Below are 10,190 nucleotides of genomic sequence, written 5' to 3' on the forward strand. Positions count from 1 at the left end.
AAAGTCCCGCAGGATCCTGCGGGACTTTTTGTTGGGTCAGGCTGAACGTTTAGAAATTATTTCCAGCCTGCGACTTCGTTTCTATACGTTTGAACGACCTATGCATTTTTATTTTCCGTTTGAATGCGGGATTTTTGTCGCATGATTACACTTCGTCAAACGGATTTTTCTGCGGCTGATCTGGATCAGATCCGGTTTATTTTCCAGGAGTATGCCGACGCTCTGGGCATTAATTTATCCTTCCAGAATTTTGAACAGGAATTACAAACGCTGGCTCAGGTTTACGGTCCCCCCCGGGGCTGTGTATTACTGGCCGAAGATAAACATCAGCGGGTAGTCGGCTGCGTAGCGGTGAAACCGCTGAAAGAAGCGGGTGTTTGTGAGATGAAACGCCTGTACGTATCGCCCTCGCAGCGGAACACGGGTTTGGGCCGGCAACTGGCCGAAGCCATTATTACGTTTGCTCGCGAAGCGGGTTATACGACCATGAAGCTCGACAGTTTACAAAGTCTGACCGCCGCCCTGCGACTGTACGAACAACTCGGCTTTGTGACTACGGCCCCGTACGTTTACAACCCTTTACCGGAAGCCGTGTATCTGGAAAAGTCGCTACGTTAAATCGACTTTGTAGCTTCGTACAATTTCATAAACCGCTCAAAAATACGCTGATACTGAGCGGTGTGATTCAGGTTTGGGTTAAAGGTTTTCCGGGTTTTCAGCTTATTCATCCGTTCCTCGTAATTCTCGATAACCTGCTCCGCTTTCATACCCATCAAAGCCGAACCCCAGGCACCCGCTTCCACGGTTTCGGGCAGACATACGGGCTTACCGCATACATCCGCCAGCAGTTGTACCCAGAACGGACTTTTGGCAAAGCCCCCGGACGCATAGATTTCGGTAATCTGTTCACGGTCTTCCAGAATTTTGACGATGGAATACGTGTGCAGACAAATACCTTCGAGCACCGCCCGAACCAGATGCGAAGCAGTATGCTGTAACGTCAACCCGTGAAAGCCGCCTTTGGCGTGTACATTCCAGATGGGAGCCCGTTCACCGAGCAGGTACGGCAAGAAGAGTAAATCATTGGCTCCAGTTGGACTTTCAGCGGCCAGCGTACTGAGTTCTTCTTCCGATTTATCGGGAAAAAGGGTTTCGCCCAGCCACTGAAAAATGACGCCTCCTGAATTGGTACCTCCACCAATGATAAAGGTTTCCGTATCGAGCAGATAACAAAAGGTTCGCATGTGTTCGTCCAGCAGGGGTTGCCGGGCACTGACCCGTACCGCCCCGCTCGTACCGATGGTTACAGCCACCCGACCCGGTACCACCGCTCCGGTACCCAGGTTTGCCACACAGCCATCGGACGCTCCAATGATCAGTTTAGTCTGCTCCGTTACTACTGCATCACTGGTGATCTGTAACTGTTGTTTCAGGGGATCCGAAACAGGAAAACTGTGATAGGGAGAGACGGTCGCAGAGAGTTTTTCCGCCGGAATACCCGCCGTTTCCAGAGCTTTTTCATTCCATTTCAATTCCCGCAGATCAAACATGGCCGTTGCCGAAGCGATCGAATAATCAACCACCCATTCGCCCGTCAGTCGATACCAGATTAATTCTTTGATACCAACGAATTTATAAGTCTTGTGTACCAGTTCAGGTTCATACTTCTGCAACCACATCAGTTTACAGAGCGGCACCATGGGATGCAGGGGTGTACCGCAAGCCTGAAATAATTCTTTTCCCAGGGGCGTACCGATCAGCGATTCAGCCTCTTCCGTAGCCCGATTATCCGCCCAGATGATCAGGTTGCTAAGCGGCTGGCCTGCTTCATCAACGGCCAGCACACTATGCATGGCCGAGCAAAACGTGATGGTGCGTACGGGAGCATCTAAGGCATGGAGAACGGTCTGCAGACACGTATGCACCGCCTGATAAATGACTTCGGCATCCAGTTCGCTGTAATCCGGTTGCGGGTGAATCATTTCGTAACCCACACTATGATGGCCCTTCACTTCACCCCCTTCGATGAAAGCCACTACTTTTGTATTGGTGGTTCCGATGTCTACTCCAATCCAGTATTCCAACTTTTTTATCTTTTAAGCGGTTTTAACGTTTTACCGGGCATCGCCAACGTCTTTGTAAGTATTTGAAATCAATGATTCCCACGTATTTTTTCCAAACTTAGCAGTTTCATTTAGTTCTTAAAGCCATGACCTACCCAGCCTCCGAATTAATTCTCAACGCCGACGGGAGTATTTATCACCTTCGGTTGTTGCCCGAAGATGTAGCCGATACCGTGCTTGTGGTAGGCGATCCCGACCGCGTAAGTATGATTTCCCAGTTCTTTGACCGAATTGAAGTAAAGAAACAGCATCGAGAATTTGTCACGCACACGGGCTCCATTGGCAAGAAGCGATTTACCGTCGTTTCCTCCGGCATTGGTGCCGATAATGTGGAAATTGTCATGACGGAGCTTGACGCGGTCCGTAATATTGATTTAAAACGCCGGGAACCCCTATCGGGTTTGAATCCGCTCAAAATTATCCGCATTGGTACCTCGGGCAGTTTGCAACAGGACATCCCGCTGGGCTCGGTGGTGGCCTCTTCTGCGGGGGTGGGTCTGGACGGACTGCTCGACTTTTATGCCACGGATGAGTCCTTGTGGGCTCCGGAATTTTGTGCGGAACTTCGTCAGACCCTCCAGCTACGGTTGCAACCCTATGCGGTAGAAGCCTCTGCTACCCTGCTCAACGGCATCACATCCCGACTCATTCCGAATCTGTATACGGGCATTACGCTGACCTGCCCCGGTTTTTACGCTCCGCAGGGACGATCCCTGCGGCTTTCCCCGCAGGTCCCTGATTCCATTGCTTTGCTTCAACAATTCAGTTGGAACGGCAATCGCATTACCAATTTCGAAATGGAAACGGCGGCGTATTACCTCTTTGGTAAACTTCTGGACCACGAAATGCTCTCGCTCAGTGCCATTGTCGCCAACCGGGTCAGTAATGAATTTGCTTCGGAACCGGAGAAAATTGTCCAGAAACTGATTCGTGATACCTTAGACTGGTTAGTAGCCTAAGCCATGCCAGCCCGAAATAACTCCCTCTTACTTTCCATGAGCAGGGAGTTATTTCACTTTTTACCAGCAGCTATTTATTCTTTCGTCATGCCTGGTGAAGCTAATTTTCCAACGCTTTAAAAAATTTAAGGAGACGAAACATCCTGAAAATCAATACAAGGCACTTTTTTCAAAAAAATATTAGTCTACTTATTCTATAGAGTATAAATTATACTATATCTTTGTAGCCGTAATCAAAGACCCTTTACCAAACTTTAATCCTATCAAACCTCAAACTCTTTAAACGTTTTCAGATCAATTATCCAACACGGGCTGTGTGGTCGAGTGGAGAGGCAGAGGCCTGCAAAGCCTCCGACGCGGGTTCGACTCCCGCCGCAGCCACTACATCAAGCTTAATCCCCACGAGACATGCTGTACGAAATTGAAGATGAATCAGGTGTAATTACTGCGGTACACGTAAAGCCACTACCCCATCGCCGTCCGGAACGGGTTCTTCCGTTGAACCAGGGTCATACGGCTCCTTCTTTTCAGCTGAAGCCAGCTCCGGTGTTTGGAACGCGACCCTCGCCGATCGGTTTCAAACGCAATCCGAACTGACCCTGGGAGAGTTAGTACAGCAACGTCCGCTGGTGTTGAGTTTCTATTGCCCCTGCTGGAATGCCTATGCGGCCTCGCATTTGAGTTTTTTGCAGGCCCTGCACCAAAATATTCGGGGTTTGGGTGGCGATCTGCTCGTCTTATCCAATGAGCCCGCTCCGATGCTCCAGCAACTCGCCGACACGAAGGATCTGGATTTTAATCTGGCCTATGATCGGTATAATCAGATTGCCCGGAGTTTTGGGGTGTATTCAGACTCCCATCCGCTGTGGGAACGCGTGTCGGGCATTTCCGATGACGCTTATATCCCAGCCGTGTACGTCATTAATCGGCAGCGGCAAATCGTGTTTGATTTCATTGATGAAAATCTGACGAATACCTGCAACAGCCGTGCGTTACTGACGGCCCTGTACGACAATCGTTAGGATTCGATATAGTCCCTTTGGGGCAAGAGTTTAAGTAAGTGTGTATGCAATCAAGGTGAAAAATGCCGCTGGATTTTCCGGAGGCATTTTTAGTTTTCGGGCCTACCTTCCTCAGAGAATAGTCCCCTTATGAATGAAAAAAGCGGTCCGTGTGCTACAGACCGCTGTATTTTTAAAAGGTATCAAATCAGCTCACAAAGCCGGGCCACTGGCACAGGCGTTCGGCGGCTTTTTCTAAGGTCTCTTCGTCTTTGGCAAAGCAGAATCGCAGCAGCTTATGGTCGTTTTTCTGATGAAAAAACACGGACGTCGGAATGGAAGCTACGCCGATTTCCCTGGTCAGTCGCACCGCCAGTTCATAGTCCGGTACTTCGGCCTGGTAGGATAAATTCTGGAAAAACGTTCCCTGCGAAGGTTTCCATTGAAACGTCGATCCGGCCAGTTGTCGCAGGAAAAAGTCCCGCTTCTGCTGATAAAAAGCTGCCACGGATTCGTAGTGCTCGGGTTCATTCAGGTACTCGGCCAGGGCGTACTGGATGGGTGTCACCGTACTAAAGGTCAAATACTGATGCACTTTACGAAACTCCGTACTCAGCTCAGCCGGAGCCAGGCAGTACCCTACTTTCCAGCCCGTTACGTGAAAAGTTTTCCCGAAGGACCCACACACAAATGTACGCTCCCGCAATTGCGGATGCTGAGCCAGCGATACGTGCTCATAGGTATCGAAGGTGATGTGTTCATAGACTTCATCGGCAACCACCCAGATATCGCGGTACTGAATGAGTGTAACCAGCTGATCGAGGTCATTACGAGTCCAGACATAGCCCGTCGGGTTGTGGGGTGTGTTCACGATGATGAGTCGCGTACGGTCAGTGATCTTGCGACGTACCTCTTCCCAGTCGACCGCAAAATCAGGAGCGACCAGGGTGACAAAGACGGGCGTTCCACCATTGAGTTCGATAGCGGGAACGTAACTATCGTACGCCGGTTCGAATACCAGTACCTCGTCACCCGGCCGTACTACCGCCGTAATGGCTGCGAACAGAGCCTCAGTAGCTCCCGATGTGATGGTGATTTCCCGTTCCGGATGATACCCTTGCCCGTACTGGACTTCTGTTTTACGGGCCAGGGCCTCCCGGAGGGGCTGTACGCCCGTCATGGGAGCGTATTGATTGAATCCTTTTCGTAGATACTTTTCGACCAGTGCCAATAACGCGGGTGACCCGTCGAAACCCGGAAATCCCTGCGATAAATTCAGGGCACCGTGTTCGGCGGCCAGCTGGGACATGGTCGTGAAAATCGTGGTGCCGACTTTCGGCAATTTGGTTGTCAGGGAAGAAACAAGGGACATACTAGGATCTATTTACCGCAAGTTTAGCGGCTAGCTCGGCACTGGTGCTGTCTTCCGCGTAAACGCCGTAGGGACTGATCAGCGTACCTTTCTGGCCGCCGTGTGATTCGATTGCGTATACAATGAGATTGTCGTCCGGATCGGACATGCCTTCCAGACGAACCGTTTCTACAATTTCAAAGTCTTCGGGTTGCAGGCGTAAGCTTTCCTGTGGACAATGCAGGGCGTCCGTTTCCAGGTTAAAATCCAACGTGTAACCCTGATTTTTCAGCCGATTGAGTACGTCTACGAGGGTTTGTTCGGTAGGTTGTGCCATGATAGGTTTGCGTTACATGAAGAACTCCGGGCAAGTTAAGACTTTACCCGGAGTTCCTGTTTTCGAACCTCCGTTATCTGGCTTCATTGTACACCCAATGCACGTACTGACGGCGGAGGTAATTCGACGTAAAGAGAATCACAATACTGGCCAGATTCAGTGTCAGTAGCCACCAGGGGTTATTGGTCAGGGCGTACGCGGTCAGGATCAGACTGCATAAGCGGGCGTATTCCAGGTACAACACCCAGGTTTTCTTTTCCAGAATCGCTCCGATATTAATCAGACTCAGTAGGACAAACACCCCACCACCTACTTGTAAGGGGAACGGCCAGTACTGGTCCCAGAGAATCAGAAAAAACAGCAGTAGGGATACGACAACCAGTTGCCCAAGAATGTAGCTCCGCATCCGATGACTTACCACAACTTCGGGATGCTGGGCAATGAAAATGGCCTCCAGCTCACCCCGTACGTGCGGATCAAAGTTGGCGGGACGACCAAAAATGACCTTCAATTTCGGGATAAAACCGGGCGTTTTTTCACCGACAGGGCAATTTCCAGTAAAAAATGAAAATGTTGCCAGAGGAAACTATAGCTTTTCAAGGGTTTCGTTAGCCCATACACGGGTTCTTCGGTTTCCTCGATAAACGTACCGAAGAGCTTATCCCAAATGATCAGTACGTCCCCGTAGTTTTTATCGAGGTATAGCTCATTACTGGCGTGGTGAACCCGGTGGTGCGAAGGGGTTACGAAAATATACTCCAGCCAGCCCAGTTTGCCGACCAGTCGCGTATGCGTGAAAAAGGGATACGCTCCGTGAATCAGCAGCAAGGCGGTAATCATCTCGGCGGAGAAGCCCAACAGCGGCAATACGCACCAGAACGCCCCTCGTACCAATGCCTGAAACACCGTAATCCGAGCGGCTACGGTATAGTTAAATTCATCACTCTGGTGGTGTACTACGTGAACGCCCCAAAACAGATTGATTTCGTGGGCGAATCGGTGGTACCAATACCATAGAAAGTCCGTCGCCAGAAAGAGCAGAATGAAGGTCCAGGCGTTTTCCTGAATTATAAACAGACCAAAATTTCGCTGGATAAAATCAAACACGTAGAAGAACAGGCTACTCACGTACAGGTCAGAAAGCCGCTCGGCAATCCCAACGCCCATATTGGTTACGGAGTCGGCAAAATGGTGCACCTTCCGCTCCATTCGTAAGGAAAGGTAATACTCAAGTCCAATAAAAAAGACAAACAGGGGAATGGCAAAGGCAAGAATGTTGATCTCCATACTATTCATAGGGAGGCAAAAGATTATAGTATAAATTTAAAAAGCTGCCACGGAGTTCACCCGAACCACGCCTTCTACCGCCGAAATCCGACGAATGAGTACGTGTTCCGGTTCATGCAGTTCTACGTTGAGGAACCCTCGCTGGGATTTATCCCGGTAAGCAAAATCCATCTGTCGTACGCGGTTTCCCTTGCGTCGATTGATGGCATTCAATACGTTGAAGACGAGTTTTTGACTGGCATTGCCAATCACTTGAATACGTAATATCGATTGATTCATGGCTGTAAGGTTATTGGTACACGCAAATTAAATCTATTTATCCTATTAATTTAATAGATTATTAAAATTTAACTTTTCATGATTACTAATCGCTACTGGTGAATTGATTTTATGGAGATGAAAAGCACTAAGTACTTTTCTGATGTGTATAACACAAAGTATGCTTCATTCGCGAAATTGCCCTACAAATAATAATAACATATATTTAGTAGTATATACGTATTTTTTTAGTTTATTGTCCCTGTATTACCCTTTAACAATCCCTCATCTTTCACCTTACTTACTCACGTGTATGGATTTCACTAATTTAAAAGATCTCATTCTGTTACATGTCTATCAGTACGGCGGCAAAATTCTTCTGGCCTTAGTCGTTTTTATCATCGGACGGCTGGTCATTGGTAAGCTTACACAATTTCTGGCTGCTCGTATGAATCAGAGTCGTATTGATCGCGACGTTCAACCCTTTTTACTCTCCTTACTCAGCGTTCTGTTCAATGTGATGCTCTTGTTAAGCTGTGCGGGACTGTTGGGTATCGAAACGACTTCCTTCGTCGCGATCCTCGGAGCTGCCGGTTTAGCCGTAGGTCTGGCTTTACAGGGCAGCCTGGCCAACTTTGCGGGAGGTGTACTCATTCTCATTTTCAAACCATTCCGGGTTGGTGATTTAATCGAAGCTCAGGGCTTCATCGGTGTGGTAGAGGCCATCCAGATTTTCAACACCATTCTGGTAACGCCGGATAATAAAACCATCATCCTACCCAACGGCTCCCTATCCACCAGCCCCGTCACGAACATTTCGGGCAAGGGTGTTATTCGCGTGGATATGGTGTACGGCGTAGGAAGTCAGAATGATCTGGACGTAACTAAGGCCGCGATTCAAGGTGTCATTGCGACCTGCCCGTATGCACTCAAAGATCGTGGCCATGATGTACTGGTCACCAAACTCACCCCCGATACAACGAGCTACGATGTACGCGTGTGGACCACGCCAGCCGATTACTGGAACACGTACTATTATATGCACGAAAACCTCAAACGCCAGTTTGACCGTGATGGCATTCAGGCTCCGGAAAAGTTGGTGTACGTCAAGCAGAAATAAGTATTTTCCTCCTACCTAACCTCAAGGCTCTTCGGAGCCTTTTTTTATTAGTAATTGATTTACAGACCTTTACTTGTTCATCGCGAAGAAATACGGAATTTAATATTCTACTAATTTGGTGGAGTAAAAGATAGTCTACTATTTTTGTAGGCAAACTACACTACATGGAGTCAACGTCTGAAGTACTTAAGCCCTCCGAAGTCATACCCGCCCGTTCCGTCAAAAAGAGCAGCAAAAACCCCTTCGAAGAGGCCATCATTACGTTGTGGAAACGGGAACGCAAACCCGCTGAGATTTTCATTCACATCGTGAATGCGTTAGCCTTGATGATTGTAGGGCACCTGATCTTTAAGTTTCTTACCGTCGAAAATATTACTACGGCTTTCAACTCCATTACGGTTGACATTCTCTGGTACGTACTGGGTGGCTTTCTGGCCCAAATGGTAGATGGAGCCCTGGGCATGGCTTACGGTGTTTCAGCAGCGACTTTTCTGGCGGGCGTAGGGGTTTCTCCCGCCGTCATTTCCATGAGTGTACACACCTCCGAAATTTTTACGAGTGGCGTATCGGGCTACATGCACCTGAGATATGGCAATGTGAACGCCAAACTTTTCAAGGTGATCTTGATTCCCGGCGTTATTGGAGCTGTTTTGGGTGCTTACCTGCTTTCTTCCGTACTGGAAGAGTACATGACGTACGTAAAACCAGCCGTGTCGACATATACCTTGATTCTGGGTATCGTAATCATCCGGAAAGCCCTGATCAAGCGGCAGAAGAAAAATCCGATCAAGTTGATTGGACCACTGGCTTGGTTTGGCGGTTTTATGGATTCCATTGGCGGCGGCGGCTGGGGTCCGATTGTATCTTCGACGCTGATTGCATCGGGACGTCATCCCCGCTATACCGTTGGTTCGGTGAACTTGGCTGAATTTTTCATTTCTTTCTCGTCTTCCCTCACTTTCTTCCTTGTGATTGGATTATCACAATGGCAGGTGATTCTGGGGCTTATTCTGGGAGGCGTGATTGCCGCTCCCATTGCAGCCCGTTTAGCCAGTAAGCTACCGATTAAAGCGATGATGATTCTGGTTGGTATCGTAGTGATTCTGGCCAGTCTGAAGCGACTGATTGGCTAAGAACGCAAAGCTATTGATACGAAAAACCACCGTGTTGTCTGTCTTAGCAACAGATCAGCACGGTGGTTTTTTATTGCCGAACTATTTCGAGGGTTCATCCCAACAAAGTTTTCGCTTATGCTAGGTATTGACCTTGTAATAATGGCAGGAATACTGCTTCGTTCTTAGAAGGTTTGTAGTGAAAGTTCCTACGGATAATCTGGTGTGTATCTTTTGGGATTTCCCTAAGGGGAGTTGATTCGCGTAAGAGACGTGAAACCAGACCACCCTGATCATTCCATGCAGTATCAAATCGGGGTGAGCGGGACGGGTTATAGGTTTGGAAAATTACACCACTACAGCCCATCTTAGGCAATCTAACCCCGGAGGGGTTTAATGGGCATAGCCCCGTATGAAATGCGGGGCTATCAAATGCGAAGTTAACCATGGGTTGCACCCATGGCTATTTTATTCGAATGAAACCCCTCCGGGGTTAAAGGATCACACGTGCCCTGTTTCGTCCAAGCTTACATGCCGTCTCGTCAACCCCGAAGGGGTTCTATATGATTAACCCCCGTATAAAATGCGGGGTATGGATGCGTCCCGCCGGGTAGGCACAGCCTACTAATTAAAAAGTCCGTA

At 48.7% G+C, this 10,190-nt stretch carries 12 protein-coding genes and 1 tRNA gene; 7 read left to right on the forward strand and 6 right to left on the reverse strand.

The features are described from left to right. Nucleotides 1-141: 141 nt before the first annotated feature. Nucleotides 142-618, forward strand: coding sequence for a GNAT family N-acetyltransferase (locus tag BWI93_RS12975; protein WP_094811995.1), 477 nt, complete (start codon nucleotides 142-144; stop codon nucleotides 616-618). Here the strand turns inward: BWI93_RS12975 and BWI93_RS12980 are convergent. Further along, the gene (locus tag BWI93_RS12980; RefSeq protein ID WP_094811978.1) at nucleotides 615-2,084 is read right to left on the reverse strand and encodes a gluconokinase; all 1,470 of its coding nucleotides are present in this window, start codon (nucleotides 2,082-2,084) and stop codon (nucleotides 615-617) included. The two genes, BWI93_RS12975 and BWI93_RS12980, sit on opposite strands and share 4 nt — an antisense overlap. A gap of 125 nt (nucleotides 2,085-2,209) precedes the next feature. On the opposite strand from BWI93_RS12980, the gene BWI93_RS12985 reads away from it, so the two are divergent. The 4 genes from BWI93_RS12985 to BWI93_RS12995 all read left to right on the forward strand — a co-directional run bounded on the left by BWI93_RS12985 (nucleotide 2,210) and on the right by BWI93_RS12995 (nucleotide 4,104). Then, the gene (locus tag BWI93_RS12985) at nucleotides 2,210-3,082 is read left to right on the forward strand and encodes a nucleoside phosphorylase (protein ID WP_094811980.1); all 873 of its coding nucleotides are present in this window, start codon (nucleotides 2,210-2,212) and stop codon (nucleotides 3,080-3,082) included. Nucleotides 3,083-3,392: 310 nt separating this feature from the next. Beyond that, nucleotides 3,393-3,463, forward strand: a tRNA-Cys gene (locus BWI93_RS12990). Nucleotides 3,464-3,490: 27 nt separating this feature from the next. After that, a complete protein-coding gene (locus tag BWI93_RS28775) occupies nucleotides 3,491-3,679 on the forward strand; it encodes a hypothetical protein (protein ID WP_255157838.1) in 189 nt (62 codons plus the stop codon). Nucleotides 3,680-3,714: 35 nt separating this feature from the next. Beyond that, nucleotides 3,715-4,104 carry a redoxin domain-containing protein gene (locus BWI93_RS12995; protein WP_255157839.1) on the forward strand — a complete coding sequence of 130 codons (390 nt, stop codon included), beginning with the start codon at nucleotides 3,715-3,717 and terminating at the stop codon, nucleotides 4,102-4,104. Nucleotides 4,105-4,291: 187 nt separating this feature from the next. On the opposite strand, the gene BWI93_RS13000 is transcribed toward BWI93_RS12995, so the two are convergent. The 5 genes from BWI93_RS13000 to BWI93_RS13015 form a co-directional block, all read right to left on the reverse strand. Then, nucleotides 4,292-5,455, reverse strand: a complete 1,164-nt coding sequence (locus tag BWI93_RS13000) for a methionine aminotransferase (RefSeq protein ID WP_094811984.1) — start codon at nucleotides 5,453-5,455, stop codon at nucleotides 4,292-4,294. 1 nt (nucleotide 5,456) lies between these two features. After that, on the reverse strand, nucleotides 5,457-5,771 hold the full coding sequence (locus tag BWI93_RS13005; RefSeq protein WP_094811986.1) for a hypothetical protein: 315 nt from the start codon (nucleotides 5,769-5,771) through the stop codon (nucleotides 5,457-5,459). A gap of 73 nt (nucleotides 5,772-5,844) precedes the next feature. Then, a complete protein-coding gene (locus BWI93_RS28780) occupies nucleotides 5,845-6,282 on the reverse strand; it encodes a hypothetical protein (protein WP_255157840.1) in 438 nt (145 codons plus the stop codon). Beyond that, nucleotides 6,279-7,058 carry a sterol desaturase family protein gene (locus BWI93_RS28785; RefSeq protein WP_255157841.1) on the reverse strand — a complete coding sequence of 260 codons (780 nt, stop codon included), beginning with the start codon at nucleotides 7,056-7,058 and terminating at the stop codon, nucleotides 6,279-6,281. The genes BWI93_RS28780 and BWI93_RS28785 overlap by 4 nt, the downstream gene beginning before the upstream one ends. 36 nt (nucleotides 7,059-7,094) lie before the next feature. Next, on the reverse strand, nucleotides 7,095-7,337 hold the full coding sequence (locus BWI93_RS13015) for a hypothetical protein (RefSeq protein WP_094811989.1): 243 nt from the start codon (nucleotides 7,335-7,337) through the stop codon (nucleotides 7,095-7,097). 292 nt (nucleotides 7,338-7,629) lie between these two features. On the opposite strand from BWI93_RS13015, the gene BWI93_RS13020 reads away from it, so the two are divergent. Continuing rightward, nucleotides 7,630-8,436: a mechanosensitive ion channel family protein gene (locus BWI93_RS13020; RefSeq protein WP_094811991.1), complete on the forward strand. Its 807-nt coding sequence runs from the start codon at nucleotides 7,630-7,632 to the stop codon at nucleotides 8,434-8,436. A gap of 164 nt (nucleotides 8,437-8,600) precedes the next feature. Continuing rightward, nucleotides 8,601-9,569, forward strand: a complete 969-nt coding sequence (locus BWI93_RS13025; RefSeq protein WP_094811993.1) for a sulfite exporter TauE/SafE family protein — start codon at nucleotides 8,601-8,603, stop codon at nucleotides 9,567-9,569. Nucleotides 9,570-10,190 lie beyond the last annotated feature (621 nt).

This window comes from Siphonobacter sp. BAB-5385 (assembly GCF_002261125.1).
Classification (GTDB): Bacteria; Bacteroidota; Bacteroidia; order Cytophagales; family Spirosomataceae; genus Siphonobacter.